This is a genomic window from Alloalcanivorax dieselolei B5, assembly GCF_000300005.1.
Taxonomy (GTDB): Bacteria; Pseudomonadota; Gammaproteobacteria; order Pseudomonadales; family Alcanivoracaceae; genus Alloalcanivorax; species Alloalcanivorax dieselolei.
The window spans coordinates 2,565,377-2,581,926 of sequence record NC_018691.1; the positions used below are offsets into that span (position 1 = coordinate 2,565,377).

Genomic DNA, 16,550 nt, shown 5'->3' on the forward strand with positions numbered 1-16,550 from the left:
TCATGGATCAACGGTTAACGGCCACGGACCGCTCACAGGTCCGCCGGATAGCCGGTGATGGCCCGGATCTCCCGGTACAACCCCGATAGACGGGGATAAATGCGCCGGTAGACCCGCCGATACAATTGCTGATAGGTATCACGATAGCCAGCGCGGGGCTCGAAGCGCGGCCCCGGATGGGTCATCGCCGCCACCGCCCGTTCGTGATCCGGATACAGCCCGGTCCCCACGGCGGCATTGATGGCCGCGCCGAGCCCGGAAGTCTCAAAGGTATGGGGGCGCACCACCGGTAAATCAAAGATGTCGGCGGTGATCTGCAAAATGCGGTCGCTTTGCGAGCCGCCGCCGGAAACACGCAACTCACGTACCGGTGTCCCATTGCGTTTTTGCAGGCGCTCCTGGCCGTCCTTGAGCGCGTAGGCGATCCCTTCGATGATGGCCCGGTACAGGTGGGCGCGGTCATGAGCGTCACCGAACCCGAGGATGGCGCCCTTGGCTTCCGGCCCGGGGAAACGCACGCCGGGATTCCAGAACGGTTGCAGCATCAGCCCAAGCGCCCCCGGCGGTGACCGGTCCAGCAATTCGTCGAACAGCGCTTCCGCCGCCACCCCCTGGCGCTCGGCACGCTGCACTTCTTCCGCCGCGAACTCACGCTTGAACCATTCCACCAGCCAGTATCCGCGCTGCACGATGATTTCCGACGTGTAGTAATCCGGTGCCGCGGCGCCGTAGGCGGGAACGAACGGGTACGGTTCCACGTAACGGCGGTTGCTGGTATTGAACGTCGCGGTGGTGCCGTAACTGACATGGCCGATGTCCGGGCTGAGCGCTCCGCAGCCGAGCACCTCGCAGGCTTTGTCGGCGCCACAGGCAATCAGCGGCAGACCGGCGGGAATACCGGTGTGGACTTCGGCCTCGATGCTGATCCGGCCCAGCGGTTGCCCCGGCGGCACCAGCTCCGGTAACTGCTCACGGCGCACCCGCAGAGCTTGCCATTTGAGGTCGCCGGGGCGGGCCCATTGCCGGCGGCGGTAATCGAACGGCAGGTAGCCGACCTGGCTGGCGGCGCAGTCCTTCAATACGCCGCACAGCTTCCAGGTCAAAAAACCCGACAGCAGCACGAAATGCTCGGTGCGCCGCCACAGTTGCGGCTCGCGCTCAGCCAGCCAGTTGCACTCGGCCTTGCCACGAAACTGGCGCAAGGTGCCGCCCTGCCCCAACAGCTGGACGCCCCAGCGCCAGTACCAGGGCAGTTCCGGATAGTCGGCGGCGCGGCGCCGGTCCAGCCAGATCACCGCCGGCCGTAGCGGCTGATAATCCCGGTCCAGACATACCACCGAGGCCCGTTGCGTGGTCAGCGCCACCGCCTGGACCCGCTCTTTCAGTTGCGGGTGGGTGCGCCACAGCGCCTGGCAGGCCTCGCCGAGGCCCCACCAGAAATGCTCCGCGTCCTGTTCCGCCTCACCTGGCGGCCCGGACCAATACGGCTCCACCGGCTGCCGCGCCCTCGCCACCAGCTCGCCACGGGCATCGAACAGCAGCGCCCGGGCGCTCTGCGTGCCCTGGTCGAGAGCCAGCAGCAGCGGCGCGCTCACGACGCCTCCGCCAACCTGCCCGGGACGCCGTAGTATTCATCACGCAGGCGCCGGTAGCGTTGCCATTCCTGTTGCCAGCGAGCCGCGTCCCAGCCCAGCTTGTCGGCGGTCAGACTTTGCAGGCGGTCATGCAGCGACAAACCGCCGTCGCGCCGCAGCAGCCCCAGGCGGGTACGGCGTAACAGCAGATCATCCAGATGCACCACGGCTTCGTGCTCCAGGCACCAGGACAGCAAGGCGTCGTCGTCCTGATTGCCGTGCAGGAACTCATCCACCTGGGCCGGAGCCGCCGGGATCGGCGCATACAAAGGCACATTACTGCGCCGGGCGCGGCGCCAACCGGTGCGGTCCAGCAAACCGGCCGCCAGCAGCGCATCCAGGGCACTCAGCCGGAACGTGGTGAGCTTGCCGCCGCTCACCGAGATCACGCCATCGTGCTCCCAGACCGCGTGGTCCCGTTTTTCGCTGGAAGGCTTGCCGGCGCGGCTGGAACGAATCACCGGGCGCACTCCGGCCATGGACGACAGCACGTCCCCGGCGCCGAGTCCGGCGCGCGGAAACTGCTGGTTGAGCAACTCCAGCAGATAGTCCATTTCCTGTTCCGAGGCTCGCGGCTCCCGGTTCAGATCCTCCGGGTGATCCAGATCGGTGGTGCCAACACACACCACGCCTTCCCAGGGAAAGATGAACACCGGGCGTTGATCGCGCGGATGCAGCACGGTGAGGCAGTCCCGCACCGGCAGCCGTTCAGCGGGAAAGAACAAATGGCTGCCCCGCAGCGGCCGGATCCGCTCCGCGTCGCCACCGAGTTGCCCGGCCCAGGCACCGGTGGCGTTGATCACGGCATGGGCGGTGAGGGTCGCCGTGGCGTCATCGCTCAGATCCCGCACCGCCACCCGCAGCGGTGCCGTGGCAGCGTCACCGTCGCCACGGGAGACGCCGGTGACGCGCGCGTAATTCATCGCCCGCCCCTGATAGCGGGCGGCTTCCAGCAAGGTCCGCAACACCAGACGGCAATCGTCGGTGAGCGCGTCGGTGTAGCTGAGCGCGCCACCGAGTCCCTGGTCATCCAGCCCCGGCACTCGCTTCAACAGTTCCTCGTTGCTCAGAAAGGCGCGGTCACGGATGCCGGCCAGGAAGTCGTAGACGCCAAGCAACGCGGTCATCGGCCAGCGCCCGGGGAAACGCCCCTTGCGCAGCGGGAACAGGTAGGTGGCCCTTTCCACCAGCCCCGGCAGTTCACGCAGCAAACGCTCCCGCTCCCGCAACGCATCCCGGGTCAACCGCACCTGCCCCTGGGCAATGTAACGCAATCCACCATGGACCATTTTCGAGGATCGGCTCGAGGTGCCCCAGGCGAAGTCGGCCTGCTCCAGCAGCAGGGTCCGGTAGCCCAGGCGGGCGGCTTCCAGCAGTACGCCGGCGCCGGTGATACCGCCGCCGATAACAATCAGATCCCAGTTCTGCTCGCGCAGGGACGCCAGCGTCGGTCGTGGTCCCAGTGTCATGGCCGGTCCTCCTCCGCCACCAGACAGCCGGGGTTGAGCTGTCCGGTGGGATCGAAATGAGCGGTCAGCGCGCGCAATGCCGCCAGCCCCTGAGTGCCTTTTTCCTCGCTCAACCAGCCACGGTGATCGCGCCCCACTCCGTGTTGATGGCTGATGGTGCCACCGCACGCCACCAGCGCGTCGCTGGCCGCCTCCTTCATCGCCCACCAGCGCCGCCGTGTTTGCTCATAGTCCGGCGAGCAGCGGAACACATAGGTAGTGTAGATACTGGAGCCCTGCGGATAGAGATGGGACAGATGGGTGAATACCAGAGCCTTCTCGCCTTCTCCGGCGTGGGCCTGAATGGCGTTTTCCATGGCGCTCACGGTGTCGTCGACCCGGGACCATTCCACGCAGGTTTCCAGCGTGTCCACCGCGTAACCATGCTCCCACAGACCATGACGCAGATAAGGGGAACGGAAGCGGGCGTGTTCCCATTTTTTACCCAGACTCTTGCCAACCATTACCCCGCCGTGGGCCCGCACCAGAGCCGAAGCGCGTTTCACCGCGGCGCGACAAAACGCGGTATCACCGCTGGCGCCGAAGGTCACCATGCAGCGTCCGTTGCCGCAGCCGCGCAAGGACAGATAACGGTTGAGCGCGGAGAGCGCCAGCGGCGACGCCGCCAGGCGCAGTTGGGTGCGGGTCTCCTCCGCGTTGGAGAAACGCGCCATGGACAGCGATGGCCGGTCCTGGGCAAGGCGACGCGCCAGTTCCCTGGCCTGATCCCAATCCGGCACGAAGCCCACGTAAAACTGTTCGAATTCCGGCAGTGGGCTGATACGCACATCCACCTCGGTGATGACACCCAGTCGCCCTTCGCTGCCCAGCACCCATTCGCGGGCATCCGGGCCGGCGGAAGACGCCGGGATAGTCGGCAAACGCCAGCTGCCGGAAGGCGTTTCGATACGGGCGCCGGCGAACAACTGCTCGATGCGGCCATACAACAAGGACTGCTGGCCACTGGAACGGCTCGCTACCCAGCCGCCCACCGTGGACAATTCCCAGGACTGAGGATAGTGGCCGAGGCGAAACCCGTGCTCGCGCAATTGCGCTTCCAGCGCTGGTCCCGGTGTGCCGGCACCGAAACGCGCCAGCCGATTCTCCGGCTCCAGCCGCAACAACCGGTCCATGCCACCCAGGCTCAGGGTCAACACCGGACGGTCGTCCACCGGCGGGTTGATGTGACCGGCCACCGAGGTGCCACCGCCATAGGGAATCACCACCGCGCCCTGTGCCAGGGCCCAGTCCAGCAGTTGCCGGACCTGGTCGCTGTCGCCAGGCCGGGCGACGCCATCCGGAAACACCCCGAACTGTCCCGAACGCATCGCCAGCCAGTCCCCCAGGCTTTGCCCGCGGGCGTGGCGGACACGGGCTTCCGGAGAGCGGTCCACCAGCGGGTGCTCCGGCAGTCGGCTCCGTGGTACCGACTCGATTACCTGGTTCAGATCGGCATCGGCCAGCGGCCGCCCTTTGCCGATCCGGTGACGCAAAAAACGCACGGCGGAGGCACGCAACGGAAATTCCGTGGCTTCGTCCCCCCACCCATTCCAACGACGCATAGTGGATTCCCTGTTCAGGTCTGCTCCCGATGGTAATCGGTCCCCGTCACCGTTGCATCGGCCGGCCATGCCAAAAGCGGCTTGCGCCGGCTCCGTTCCTCATTTCGAAACCGCTACGCTTTACCGCTTTTTACCGGAACACTATGGTACTGTCCTTCGATTACGGTACCTTGGATCAGGCTGATCCAGATTTCGAGATAATAAGGAGACACAATGAAACACATCCTCGGTTGTTCCCTGCTTGCCGCCGCGGTCACTCTGGCCGGGTGTAGCACCGTGAACCCCTACACCGGCGAAAAACAAACCAGCAAGGCGGCCACCGGCGGTGCCATCGGCGCGGTAGCCGGGGCTCTGATCGGTATCGCCACTTCGGACAATGCCAAGGAGCGCAAAGAACGGGCTCTGGCAGGCGCGGGCATCGGCGCCGTGGCCGGTGGCGGCGTGGGCTACTACATGGACGTTCAGGAGAAGAAACTGCGGGACAAGCTGCAGGCCACCGGCGTGTCGGTGACCCGTAGCGGTGACAACATCATTCTGAACATGCCGGGCAACGTTACCTTCGACACCGACCAGTCCGACGTGAAGAGTAACTTCCGTCCGGTGCTGGAATCCGTCACTGAAGTGCTCAAAGAGTACAAGTCCACCATGATTCAGGTGGCCGGTCACACCGACAGCACTGGCGGCGAGCGCTACAATCTGCTGCTGTCACAGCAACGTGCCCAATCCGTGGCCAATGTGCTGAGCAGCTATGGCGTTGAAACCGTGCGCCTGGACGTGGTGGGCTTCGGCGAGACCCAGCCGATCGCCAATAACGGCACCGCCCAGGGCCGCGAACAGAACCGTCGGGTTGAACTGACTCTGCTGCCGTACACCAAGTAAGCAGCAAGCCAGTCCTCCGGTCGCGCGTTCGCGCGGCCGGAGCGCCCACCTCACCTTGTCGATACGCTTCAGTCTTCCCCTGACAGGTCCGTCTTCGGCGCGGTCTCCGTCCGCCGCCGCAATCGCCACACCAATACCGCCAGCGGCACCATCAACACCGCCACCATGATGTACGGAAAACGGTGATCAACGCTGTACAGCGCGGTACCGGTCAAGGGACCGATGATGAACCCGAGCGAAGGACAGGCGCTGGCAAGCCCCGCTACCCGGCCCTGCTCCGAACTGTCCACGCGCAGGCTGGCCAGCGCCATGATCGCCGGCATACCGAAACCGATCCCCAGCCCCACCAGCATCACCGCGCCAGTCAGCGCCAGCCGCTGGTCGAACAGCCACAACAGCAGAGCGCCGGCACCGATCAACGGTACCGCCATGGCCAGCAACACCAGCGCCGGGGCGCGCAACCACTGCACCACCAGAATTTGCCCGGTGAGCGAGGTCACGGCCGCCGCCATCATCGCCGTGCCCAAGGCACCAGCGGCGGCGGAGGGAGACATATGCAACGCGTCCTGAAACAGAAAACCCAGGGTCTGCTGCACCAGCGCGAAGCTCATGAACAGCACCACGCCGGTAATCAACAGATCACGAAAACGGGTGTCAGTGTAAGCCCGCAGCCCGGTGGCCATGACGCTGCGCACGCGGGTGTCCGGCGCCTGGGTGCGATAAGGGGAAGGCGGCAGCAACAGAAAAATCAGCAGAGCCATGCAGGCCACCACGCCGGCGACCAGGTAGAGAGGCAGAATCAGCGTCAGCGCGGCCAGCAGGCCGCCAATACCCGGCCCCAGCACCGTGCCCAGATTGTTGGCCGCGCCGATTCGACCCATGCCGCGGGTACGCGCTTCCGGGGCGGTGATATCCGCAGTGTAAGCCGCCGCCGCGGGCGGTGTGGCGGCCATGATCACCGCCTGACTCATCCGCGCCACCACCAGACAAGCAACCAGGGCGCCGCCGGTGAGCCAGCCATTCAGCCCGAGATGGAACACCACGGCGAAAAACACGGTGCCAACCGCATAGCCGGTCAGACCTATGATCAATACCGGCCGACGCCCGTACAGCTCGCTCAGGTACCCCCAGATCGGACTGGCCAGAGCAAAAGCCAGGGAGGAACAACTGATGATCAGCCCCACCTGGATCTCCGCCAGCCCGGTGGAACGGCCCAATGACGGCAGCAAGGTAAACACCAGGGTCTGGCCTAGCGCGGTGACACCGACGGCGGCGAGCAGCAGGGTTTGCACGAATGCCGGGGAACGGGCGGCAGGCGACGCGGCGGGCATGGGGTCCTCCGAAAAACGGCTATGTTAGCACCCTTTGCGTCAGCCGAATTGCTCCTTTGGTAACCGGGGGTGACGAATCAGGCGGCGATTCTCTGGCAAGCCAGCTTCCCACAGCGGCTCCGTAGCCCCTTCTGGGGGAAGCCGAGCTGCCAGCGAATCGGAGCCGATTTCAGGAAACTTCGTCGTAAAGCGGCCGGGACAGCTCCGCCCAGTCCACTTCACCGTCGTCCACCAGATTCTCGAACTGCAGAATACCCAGAGCCTCGAATTTGGGCCTTACCGACTCGGTCAGCAGACCAATACGCTTGAGGTTGGGGATGATGCGGGTAAACAGCAGATTGCGGAACTGTGCCATCAGCGCCGATGCCAGCGCCTTCTCCCGCGCCTGCTCCACATCCCAACCGAACTCCTCGAACACCTCCACCGCGATCAGCCGCTCGCGCATCACCACGCAGGCTTCGTAGGCGAACTGGGCCCGTTCTTCCTTCTCCTGCTCGGTGAGGGTCTGCACGAAGTCTTCCAGGTAGTTGACACCGAAGGTGACGTGGCGGGCCTCGTCGCGCACCACCAGTTGAATGATCTGCCGCAGCAGCGGGTCCTGGGCGGTAAGTTTGAGGGTGTTGAAGGCGGCCAGGGCGAGCCCCTCGATGATGATCTGCATGCCGATGAATTTCAGATCCCAGCGCGGGTCGGACAAAATCTTGTCGAGCAGGGATTTCAGGTGCTTGTTGACCGGGTAGAAAATGCCGATCTTTTCCTGCAGGTAGCGGGTGAACACCTCCACATGCCGGGCTTCATCGAAGGTCTGGCTGGCGGCATAGAGCTTGGCGTCGTAGGTCGGCGCGCAACTGGCCAGTTGCGAGGCCACCAGCAAGGCGCCCTGCTCGCCGTGCACGAACTGAGCCAGCATCCAGGCCAGGTTGTGCCAGCCAAAGCGCAGCTTCTCCTCGTCCGGCAGCGTGGCGAACGGTTCCCAGTCGTAAAACGGGTTCAGCTTCTGATCCAGCGGCACTTCCGATTTCGGGAAGTTCCGCGACCAGTCCACGTCCATATCCGCGTTCCAGTTCAGCTCCTTGCCGAGCCGGTAGAGCTTGCGGATACGGCCGTCGGCACTGCTGTAGTCCCAGTTGTAGTGACCGGTGAGTGGAGTCTGGAAGATTTCCACCACGTCCTGGACATGGGCGGGCGTGAGCCGCTCCTCCAGATCGTCACTGCCGGGACCATCCCAGCTTTCGTAGTAAGTGATGTCCGACGGCGGGGATGCCATTTCCTTGATGCGCATGATGAGGCTCCTTGTGGCTTTGCTCAGCTGGGGCGCTCTCACCAAGCTAGTCGGGCCGGACACCGGCGGCAATGTCAGGCAATGACAATCTGTCGCCGGAAATGTCGCCAAATCACAACTAGAAATGACTTTAACTTATTGCCTTTTACCCTTTCTTATCAAAGAGATAGGGGAAAATTTTCAAGCATTTTCATCGGAAAGAAGAAAGTGGGCCCGGGCAATGGTAATCGGCTCTTCCCGGTTCTTTTGCCAGGCACTGATGTGCACATTGGCGATGCGCCGGCCGAGACGGGTGACCCGGCATTCGGCGAAGGTGTCCTGATAAAGCCCCGCCCGCAGATAGTCGATGGTGAAGTCGATGGTCTTCGGTACCCGCGGCTCGCCCATCTGCAGCAAGATGAAGATGATCGCCGCCTGCTCCATGAACCCGGCCACGGCACCGCCGTGCAATGCCGGCAGGGTCGGGTTGCCCAGGTTGTTTTCGTTACGGGGCAGAATGAACGTCAGTTCCTCGCCCTGGGCCAGGACCTGGATGCCGAGGAAACGGGCGTAAGGCACCCGATCGATCAGATCCTGGTAATCCGCTTCACCGGCCCGGCAGGCCTGAACCAATGCTTTCAATGTGTCGCTCATCAGGATGCCACCCGCCCGCTTCTGTCCAGTTTCATACGTGTGTAGGTGGCCTGACCGGTGGCCACCGGCTCGCCCTGCTCGTCGCCCTCCTCCCAGGCGGTCATGCGCACGAAAGTGACATGGGCACTGAGGCGATAGCAGGTGGCGTCGCAGATCACCGCCTTACCCGGCGTTGGCGCGTGCAGATGATCAATACGCAAATCGATGGTCGGGGTGATTTCCACCGCCGGGTACAGACGGCAGCTGTTGGCCATGCCGCCGGCATGGTCCATCAGCGCGAAGACAGCGCCGCCGTGCAGCACGCCGGTGTCCGGATTGCCCACCAGATCCTCGCGCCAGGGCAGGCGCAGTCGCACGCCCTCCTCTTCCGCGCTGAGCACTTCCAGGCCCAGCATGCGCGAGTGGCGCACGGTTTCCAGGGAACGTTTGCAAACGTCCATTCGGGTGTAAGGTACGGCTGAATCTGTCACGGCGGCCAATGCTCCCATGGTCAAGGCGCGGCAAGCTTAACGCCTTGTTTTAGCGCTGAAAAGCGCCAATGGCAAATGCCGGTGGAGACCGTCGCCACCGGATCCGGCAGTCTGGAGCCCCGCATGTCACCTCGTTTCTCCCTGAAAAACGGCGCCCGCGCGCTGGGTCTGGCGATGGAGCGCCGCCGCCACCCGCGCCGCTTCATCCAAACCGACAAAACGCCCTGGGATCGCATTTATCAGGACGGCATCATGTCGGTTCGTCACTACAGCCTGCCGCCGATGGCGCGCATTCCGGTCGGCGACGAGATGATTCCGGTGGAGCGTCACCAGCACCGCCGGCCGCTGCTGCTGGTGCCGGCACTGGGGATCCATTGCTGGACCTTCGATCTGATGCCGAACCGCTCCATGGTGCGTTATCTGATGGCGCGCGGCCATGACGTCTACCTGATCGACTGGGGCCAGCCCTCCAAGGCGGACCGCGAGTTGGACCTGAACACCTACGTCAATCACTGGCTGCCGGCGGCGGTGGAAGCGGTGCGCGACCATACCGGCGCCGAGGATATCAATCTGCTCGGCTACTGCATGGGCGGCCTGCTCAATCTGATGTATTTGGGCGGCCATCCGGGGGCGCCGGTACACAGCCTGGCCACCATCGCCAGCCCGGTGAACTTCCACAAAAGCGGTCCGTTCGGCATCGTCTTCAGCCTCGCGGCGATCCCCGCCATGCAGGTGCATGACTGGTTCCAGGTGCGTCTGGAGCCGCTGGACAGCAAGCTGTTCCACATTCCCGCCAACCTGTTGTCCTGGGGTTTCAAGCTCACCAACCCGCCGGGGCTGGTGCAGTCCTACGTGGATTTGTGGCGCAACTCCGCCGACCGCGACTATCTCACCGAATACATGACCATGGGGCAGTGGTTCAACGACATGGTGGACTATCCCGGCGCGGTGGTCAGAGAGGTGATCGAGAAACTGATTCTGGCCAACAGCCTGGCCGACGGCCGTATCAAACTGGCCGACCATGAGGTGGACTTCGCCAATGTCACCCAGGATCTGCTGGCCATCGGCGGCACCAGTGATCGCATCGTCACCCTGCGCGCGGCACGGGACATCCTCAAGGTAGTAGGTAGTAGCGAAAAGCGCTTCGAGGAGGCACCGGGCGGACACGCCGGCGTCTTCGCCGGCAGCAAGGCTCCGGCCCACACCTGGCGCATCATCGCCGACTGGCTGGCGGCGCGGGGGTGAAAAAGGTTCCTCGCCGTTTAGAGAGAAACGACATTACTCTCCAGCGGGGACGCTGAGCTGGTCCCGCCACAGCCGGTACGTCTCCAGGTCCGAACCGATCCAACGCCAGGCGCGGTTGAGTACCACCAGATCATCCAGCAACCCGACACCGAGAATCATGTCCGGCACCGCGTCCAGCGGCATCAGGAAGTAGATCAATACCGCCGCCACCGTGACCAGCGTGGCCCAGGGTGCCTCGGGATAACGTCGCAGGGACCAGTCCCGCAGCATGCCCCCAGCCAGTTGCAGTTTTTCCCAGGCCTCGCCCAGACGGTCACGGTTGGCCCAGGCCTTGGCGGCACTGGCGGCGGCCAGGCGCTGGCTGGCCAGCGGGGACTTGAGTACACGGCCGGCCCGTTGCCGGGCGCGGCGCCAGGTGGATTCAGCCATAGAGCTCCCGGTACAGCGCCCGGTATTCATCGGTGAGTTTATGACGCGGATTCCAGTGCACCAGCGGCAATGCCTTGTCGTGAGATTCCCGCATGGCGACACTGGCGGACAGTCGGCTGTTGAGAATCGGCAGCCCTTCCTCCTGCAGCTGCGCCACCAGTTCCTGTGGCAGGCGGGCACGGGGCTGATACTGATTAACCACGATACCGTCCACGGAAAGGTCCTCGTTATGGTCCTCCCGGGCTTCCTGGATATTTTCCAGCAGCGAGTACAGCGCCTTGCGCGAGAAGGCATCACAATCGAATGGAATCAATACCCGGTCACAGGCGATCAGCGCCGAGAGCGTATAAAAATTGAACGCTGGCGGGGTGTCCACATAGATGGCATCGAACTCGCGTGCCAGGGTCTTCAACAAACCGCGCAGTTTGTAGATTTTATGCTTGGATTCCAGCAGGTGCTCCACTTCGCCCAGCTCGCCGTTGGCGGGCAGTACATACAGGTTCTCGAAACGGGTGGTGTGCAGATATTCCCGCGGCGCTTTTTCCTTGAGCTTGAACGACAGTGTCTGAGCAAAGAACGAGCCGATGTTGGGGGCCGGCCCGTCTTCACCCCGATAGGCCTCCATGCCAAGTAGATACTGACTGGCGTTACATTGCGGGTCGAGATCCACCACCAAAGTCTTGCGGCCTTCACTGGCGGCAATGGCGGCCAGGTTGACGGTGATACTGGATTTGCCGACACCGCCTTTGCGGTTGAACACCACTGTTCGCATCAAAATACCTCCATAACCCAAGCCCTCATGTTACACAGCCGGCCACTGTGGATCAGCGGCCGTGGAGACCAGCCCCGGCGCGTGGGATGTCCACAGTTTCTGTGGATAACCGCGTGTATAAGCCGTTGATGGCGTGCCGGGGCCGGGAGAATACGGGACCTGCCCGCCACATGATCGTTCTTTACCCACCGCCGGGTAAATATCCGGCAGAAAGACATATACCTGCTATTGCCTTCCACCCGAAGCCTGCTCAGCATACAGGTAAACATCATATATACGCAGGCATCACAACGACAACGGCTTAACTGCAACAGCTTAAGTACAACGGAGAGCTCCATGGCCACCATGACCCCGCTGGCGCCGGTTCCCGCCGGTAGCGCGCTGAAACCGGTCCCCGGCGATACCGGACTGCCGCTGATCGGCAACACCCTGCCGATGATGCGCGACCCGGTCACCACGCTACGACAGCGTTATGACCGTTTCGGGCCGGTCTCCTGGACTCATCTGTTTGGTCTGAAGATGGTGCAGATGCTCGGCCCCGATGCCAATCAGTTCGTGTTGATGAATCGCGGCGACCTGTTTTCCAACCATCAGGGCTGGTCTTACTTCATCGGTCCGTTCTTCCATCGCGGCATCATGCTGCTGGATTTCGAGGAGCACCGCTGGCATCGCCGCATCATGCAACAGGCATTTCAGCGCGAGGCCCTGCGTGGTTACCTGCAGCGGATGGCACCGCGCACCGAGGAAGGTCTGTCGCATTGGTCCGAGGGCCCGATCAAGCTGCTGCCGGCCCTCAAGCAACTGACCCTGGACCTGGCCACCGACGTGTTCATGGGCCGGGAACTGGGCGATCAGACGGACCGGATCAACCGCGCCTTTATCGACACCGTGCGCGCCGGGACCTCCCTGATTCGCTTTCCGGTCCCGGGGCTTGGCTGGTCAAAAGGGTTGCGGGGAAGACGGGTTCTGGAGCGGCTGTTCATGGATGATATCGCCGCCAAGCGCGCCGCTCCGGATAGTGACCTGTTCAGTATGCTGTGCCAGGCCCGCACCGAGGACGGTCATGAGTTCAGCGACGAGGACGTGGTCAGCCATATGATCTTCCTGATGATGGCGGCCCACGACACCACCACCATCACGCTGTGCACCCTGCTCTATCATCTGGCCCGGGAGCCGCAATGGCAGCAACGGTTGCGGGAGGAGTCCCTGGCTCTGGGCAAGCCCTGGGTGGAACATGAGGACCTGGACAAACTCTCCGGTATCGGCATGGCCATGAAGGAGGCGCTGCGGCTATGCGCGCCGGTGCCCAGCATGCCCCGGCGCACGGTCAAGGACGTGGAGTACGACGGCTTTTATATACCCGCCGGCACCTTCATCAATATCGCGCCGTTTTTCACCCACTCCATGGAAGAATACTGGCCGGATCCGGAACGGTTCGATCCCGAACGCTTCAGCGACGCCCGCCGCGAAGACCGGGTACACCCCTATGCCTGGGTGCCTTTCGGTGGCGGCGCGCACAAATGCATTGGCCTGCATTTCGCCGAGATGCAGGTCAAATCCGTACTGCATCAGATGTTGCTGCGGTTCCGCTGGGCGGTGCCGGACGGCTACGAAATGCCACTCGACACCCGCAGCCTGCCGGTGCCCGCCGACGGCTTGCCGGTGACATTGGAGCGGCTCTGAGAGATCGGTCAGCTTGGTGTCGCGGCGGTCACCGTCTCGCCCTGGCGTAACGTGACGAACTCCTCGGCGGAGCTGGGGTGGATGCCAACAGTGGCATCGAAGTCCGCCTTGGTGGCGCCCATGCGAATGGCGACGGCGAAGCCCTGGGTAATTTCCGCCGCTTCCTCGCCGGCCATGTGCAGACCCACCACCTTGTCGCTGCTGTCATCAACGATCAGTTTCATCAGCGTGCGTTCCTGGATATCGCTGAGGGTGTAGCGCAGCGGCCGGAACTGGCTGCGGTACACCCGCACGGTGCCATAACGCGCCAGAGCCTGTTCCTCGGTCAGCCCCACCGTGCCGATATTGGGGTGGCAGAACACCGCCGTGGGCACGTCGCTGTAAACCACCGGTCCTTCCGGTTTTTGTTCACCGAACAGGAAGGCCGCCAGCCACATGCCTTCGGCCAGGGCCACCGGTGTCAACTGCAGCCGGTCGATCACATCGCCCAGGGCGTAAACATTGGCGACGCTGGTCTCGAAGCGGTCATTCACCTCGATAGCGCCGCGCTCGTTGGTTTGCACCGCCACCCCGTCGGCGAACAGTCCGTCCAGCCTCGGCACCCGGCCGGTGGCGTAGAACACTTCGTCCACGTGCAGTTCGGAGTCGTCGGTTAGGCGAAGTACCTTCTCTCCGCCCTGCTCCTCAATGGCGGTCACGTCGGTGTTGAAACGCAAGTCCACGCCGGCGTGGCGCATGCCTTCGGCGACGAACTCCCGCACGTCCTTGTCGAAGCCGCGCAGGAACAGGTCGCGGCGATACAGTTGCGTCACCGCCACACCCAGACCGTTAAGAATGGAAGCGAACTCGCTGGCGATGTAACCACCGCCCACCACCGCCACCCGCTTCGGCAACTGTTCCAGGTAAAACAGATCGTCGGAGATACGCACGTGTTCACGGCCGGGAAAATCCGGCACGAACGGCTTGCCGCCGGTGGCAATCAGAATGTTGCGGGCCTGCAGCAGGGTCTCGCCGTTCACGCTGACCGTGCCACTGCTCTCGACCCGGCCATGGCCTTCGAAGATTTGCACGCCGGCGCCGTCCAGCAGCTTGCGGTAAATGCCGTTCAAACGCTCGATTTCACGGGTTTTGTTGTCCCGCAAGGTGGGCCAATCGAACGACCAGTCCCCCACGCTGTAGCCATAACTGGCGGCCAGCTCGAACTCACCACGGAACCCCGCGCCATAAGCGAACAGTTTCTTCGGCACACAACCCACATTGACGCAGGTGCCGCCGAAAAAGCGCTCCTCGATGATCGCTACTTTGGCACCATGGCCGGCGGCCATCCGCGCGGCACGCACACCGCCGGATCCCGCGCCGATCACTACCAGATCAAATTCAGCGGACACAAGCTGCTCCTTAAATTCGTGTTGAACCAGGGCGCCGGCATTGGGCCCCGAGGATGCCGTTATTCTGGCGTCTGTCCCGGGAATCACAAGCCGGCGCTGACAATGACGCCGATAGCGGACGGCGATCAGGCGCCCACGCGGAAACGGGCAAAGGGCGCATGCAGACTGGGTCGCCCCTCGGTCAGGTAGAGGCCGCGTTCAATCGGCGGCCACAGCTCTTCCATGGGAATCGAATCGCCGTTGGAATTGACCAGACGAACATGATGGCGGCGCAATTCCCGCGGCTCACCGACGCCGCAGGAGTGGGCGATGGTTTCCACTTCCTTGACCAGATTGGCATGGAAGTAGGCCACCCGCTGGGCTTTTTCCGCCGGCACCAGTCCGCGCTGCAAACGGGGGTTGTGCGTGGTGACGCCGGTGGGACAGGTATTGCGATTGCACTGCATGGCCTGGATGCAGCCCAAAGCGAACATGTAGCCGCGCGCCGAGACGCAAAAATCCGCGCCCATGGCGATGGCCCAGGCCACCATGTTCGGCGTGATCAGCTTGCCGGAGGCGATCACCCGGATCCGCTCCCGCAGGGCGAAGCCGTCGAGCAAATCCACCACCAGCGGCAGCGATTCCGACAAATTCAGCCCGACATCGTCCATCAGCGACATCGGCGCGGCGCCGGTGCCGCCGTCACCGCTGTCGATGGTGATGAAGTCCGGAGCGCTATCCAGGCCGCGTTCGTGGATCTCCATGAACAGGTCCTCCAGCCACTGCCAGGAACCGATGACCGCTTTGATACCCGTGGGTTTGCCGGTAACGTCACGGACGTGATGGATCATGTCGAGAAGATCAGCGGCATTGCCCACATCCGGCTGGCCGTTGGGACTGATCGACGGCTGCCCCACCGGGATGCCGCGAATCGAGGCGATTTCCTCGGTCACCTTGGGTCCCGGCAGAATGCCGCCCTTGCCCGGTTTGGCGCCCTGGCTGAGCTTGATCTCGATCATTTTCACTTCCGGACGCTGGGCCACCTGCTCCAATCTGGCATCGTCCAGGCCGCCGTCGGCATCGCGCACACCGTAGCGGGCAGTGCCAATCTGGAAAATCACGTCGCAGTGACCTTCCAGATGCCAGGGCGCCAGCCCCCCTTCCCCGGTGTTCAGCCAGCACCCGGCCAGCGAGGCGCCGTGGGACAGGGCCCTGACCGCCGGTTTGGACAAGGCGCCGAAGCTCATTCCGGAAATATTGTAGAAACTGCGGGCCACGTAAGGCTGGCGGGCGTGTGGCCCGATCATCACCGGCATGGTCTCCGCCGCGTTCTTCTCCAGGGTCGGAAACGGCGTATTGAGAAACACCATCCGCCCGGCGCCATTCTGTTTGGTGGAGCCGAAGGCCACGGTGTTGCTCAAATTCTTCGCCGCCCGATACACCCAACTGCGCTGGGCGCGGTTGAACGGCAGCTCTTCCCGGTCCATGGCGAAGAAGTACTGGCGGAAGAACTCCCCCAGGTGCTCGAAGAAATAACGGAAACGGCCGATTAGCGGATAGTTACGGCGGATCGAGTGGGCGGTTTGCAGGTAGCGATCCTGAAACCACAGCACCAGAGCAGTCAGCAGCGCGATCACCAGAGCCAGCAATAACCCCAGCTCCAGCCAGGTAATGAAGGTATCCAGCCAGGACTGCAGCTGTGGAGACAACATACTTCCTCCTTGACGATTCGGGGACAGGCCGCTCTTTGTATGG

General features: G+C 63.4%; 14 protein-coding genes. 3 read left to right on the plus strand and 11 right to left on the minus strand.

The annotated features are described in order from the left end of the window. Positions 1–32: 32 nt before the first annotated feature. From B5T_RS11530 to B5T_RS11540, 3 genes are read right to left on the minus strand one after another with little or no spacing between them, the layout of a single operon-like run. A complete protein-coding gene (locus tag B5T_RS11530) occupies positions 33–1,595 on the minus strand; it encodes an FGGY-family carbohydrate kinase (RefSeq protein WP_014994683.1) in 1,563 nt (520 codons plus the stop codon). After that, positions 1,592–3,103 (minus strand): glycerol-3-phosphate dehydrogenase/oxidase, encoded by a 1,512-nt coding sequence (locus B5T_RS11535; RefSeq protein ID WP_014994684.1) that lies wholly within the window; start codon positions 3,101–3,103, stop codon positions 1,592–1,594. Before B5T_RS11535 ends, B5T_RS11530 begins: the two co-directional genes overlap by 4 nt. Beyond that, complete coding sequence (locus B5T_RS11540; RefSeq protein WP_014994685.1) at positions 3,100–4,704, minus strand: FAD-binding oxidoreductase; 1,605 nt, start codon at positions 4,702–4,704, stop codon at positions 3,100–3,102. The genes B5T_RS11535 and B5T_RS11540 overlap by 4 nt, the downstream gene beginning before the upstream one ends. 213 nt (positions 4,705–4,917) lie before the next feature. Between B5T_RS11540 and B5T_RS11545 the strand changes: the two genes are divergently transcribed. Further along, the gene (locus B5T_RS11545; protein WP_014994686.1) at positions 4,918–5,583 is read left to right on the plus strand and encodes an OmpA family protein; all 666 of its coding nucleotides are present in this window, start codon (positions 4,918–4,920) and stop codon (positions 5,581–5,583) included. A gap of 68 nt (positions 5,584–5,651) precedes the next feature. Here B5T_RS11545 and B5T_RS11550 read toward each other — a convergent pair whose 3' ends face one another. The 4 genes from B5T_RS11550 to B5T_RS11565 all read right to left on the minus strand — a co-directional run bounded on the left by B5T_RS11550 (position 5,652) and on the right by B5T_RS11565 (position 9,299). Continuing rightward, positions 5,652–6,914 carry an MFS transporter gene (locus B5T_RS11550; RefSeq protein WP_014994687.1) on the minus strand — a complete coding sequence of 421 codons (1,263 nt, stop codon included), beginning with the start codon at positions 6,912–6,914 and terminating at the stop codon, positions 5,652–5,654. Between the two features lie 169 nt (positions 6,915–7,083). Beyond that, positions 7,084–8,196, minus strand: a complete 1,113-nt coding sequence (locus tag B5T_RS11555; protein ID WP_014994688.1) for a ferritin-like domain-containing protein — start codon at positions 8,194–8,196, stop codon at positions 7,084–7,086. Positions 8,197–8,376: 180 nt separating this feature from the next. Beyond that, the gene (locus tag B5T_RS11560; protein WP_014994689.1) at positions 8,377–8,829 is read right to left on the minus strand and encodes a PaaI family thioesterase; all 453 of its coding nucleotides are present in this window, start codon (positions 8,827–8,829) and stop codon (positions 8,377–8,379) included. Then, entirely contained in the window at positions 8,829–9,299 is a 471-nt protein-coding gene (locus tag B5T_RS11565; protein WP_035451564.1) for a PaaI family thioesterase, read from the minus strand. Before B5T_RS11565 ends, B5T_RS11560 begins: the two co-directional genes overlap by 1 nt. Positions 9,300–9,422: 123 nt before the next feature. Between B5T_RS11565 and B5T_RS11570 the strand changes: the two genes are divergently transcribed. Then, the gene (locus B5T_RS11570) at positions 9,423–10,544 is read left to right on the plus strand and encodes an alpha/beta fold hydrolase (RefSeq protein ID WP_041717530.1); all 1,122 of its coding nucleotides are present in this window, start codon (positions 9,423–9,425) and stop codon (positions 10,542–10,544) included. Between the two features lie 33 nt (positions 10,545–10,577). Here B5T_RS11570 and B5T_RS23615 read toward each other — a convergent pair whose 3' ends face one another. Both B5T_RS23615 and B5T_RS11580 read right to left on the minus strand, forming a co-directional pair. Next, positions 10,578–10,973: a YkvA family protein gene (locus B5T_RS23615; protein ID WP_014994692.1), complete on the minus strand. Its 396-nt coding sequence runs from the start codon at positions 10,971–10,973 to the stop codon at positions 10,578–10,580. Beyond that, positions 10,966–11,745: a ParA family protein gene (locus B5T_RS11580; RefSeq protein ID WP_014994693.1), complete on the minus strand. Its 780-nt coding sequence runs from the start codon at positions 11,743–11,745 to the stop codon at positions 10,966–10,968. The genes B5T_RS23615 and B5T_RS11580 overlap by 8 nt, the downstream gene beginning before the upstream one ends. A 336-nt stretch (positions 11,746–12,081) precedes the next feature. On the opposite strand from B5T_RS11580, the gene B5T_RS11585 reads away from it, so the two are divergent. Further along, complete coding sequence (locus B5T_RS11585; protein WP_014994694.1) at positions 12,082–13,428, plus strand: cytochrome P450; 1,347 nt, start codon at positions 12,082–12,084, stop codon at positions 13,426–13,428. 8 nt (positions 13,429–13,436) lie between these two features. Here the strand turns inward: B5T_RS11585 and gorA are convergent, their stop codons facing one another. Together gorA and B5T_RS11595 are read right to left on the minus strand one after the other, a co-directional pair. Then, the gene (gene gorA, locus B5T_RS11590; protein WP_148279394.1) at positions 13,437–14,846 is read right to left on the minus strand and encodes a glutathione-disulfide reductase; all 1,410 of its coding nucleotides are present in this window, start codon (positions 14,844–14,846) and stop codon (positions 13,437–13,439) included. Positions 14,847–14,941: 95 nt separating this feature from the next. After that, a complete protein-coding gene (locus tag B5T_RS11595) occupies positions 14,942–16,507 on the minus strand; it encodes an FMN-binding glutamate synthase family protein (RefSeq protein ID WP_014994696.1) in 1,566 nt (521 codons plus the stop codon). Positions 16,508–16,550: the final 43 nt, after the last annotated feature.

Excerpts from the sequence above, each read along its gene's own strand:
- B5T_RS11535 (WP_014994684.1), bottom strand. The coding sequence starts at position 3,103 with ATGACACTGGGACCACGACCGACGCTGGCGTCCCTGCGCGAGCAGAAC.
- B5T_RS11540 (WP_014994685.1), bottom strand. The coding sequence starts at position 4,704 with ATGCGTCGTTGGAATGGGTGGGGGGACGAAGCCACGGAATTTCCGTTG.
- B5T_RS11545 (WP_014994686.1), top strand. The coding sequence starts at position 4,918 with ATGAAACACATCCTCGGTTGTTCCCTGCTTGCCGCCGCGGTCACTCTG.
- B5T_RS11550 (WP_014994687.1), bottom strand. The coding sequence starts at position 6,914 with ATGCCCGCCGCGTCGCCTGCCGCCCGTTCCCCGGCATTCGTGCAAACC.
- B5T_RS11555 (WP_014994688.1), bottom strand. The coding sequence starts at position 8,196 with ATGCGCATCAAGGAAATGGCATCCCCGCCGTCGGACATCACTTACTAC.
- B5T_RS11560 (WP_014994689.1), bottom strand. The coding sequence starts at position 8,829 with ATGAGCGACACATTGAAAGCATTGGTTCAGGCCTGCCGGGCCGGTGAA.
- B5T_RS11570 (WP_041717530.1), top strand. The coding sequence starts at position 9,423 with ATGTCACCTCGTTTCTCCCTGAAAAACGGCGCCCGCGCGCTGGGTCTG.
- B5T_RS23615 (WP_014994692.1), bottom strand. The coding sequence starts at position 10,973 with ATGGCTGAATCCACCTGGCGCCGCGCCCGGCAACGGGCCGGCCGTGTA.
- B5T_RS11580 (WP_014994693.1), bottom strand. The coding sequence starts at position 11,745 with ATGCGAACAGTGGTGTTCAACCGCAAAGGCGGTGTCGGCAAATCCAGT.
- B5T_RS11585 (WP_014994694.1), top strand. The coding sequence starts at position 12,082 with ATGGCCACCATGACCCCGCTGGCGCCGGTTCCCGCCGGTAGCGCGCTG.
- B5T_RS11595 (WP_014994696.1), bottom strand. The coding sequence starts at position 16,507 with ATGTTGTCTCCACAGCTGCAGTCCTGGCTGGATACCTTCATTACCTGG.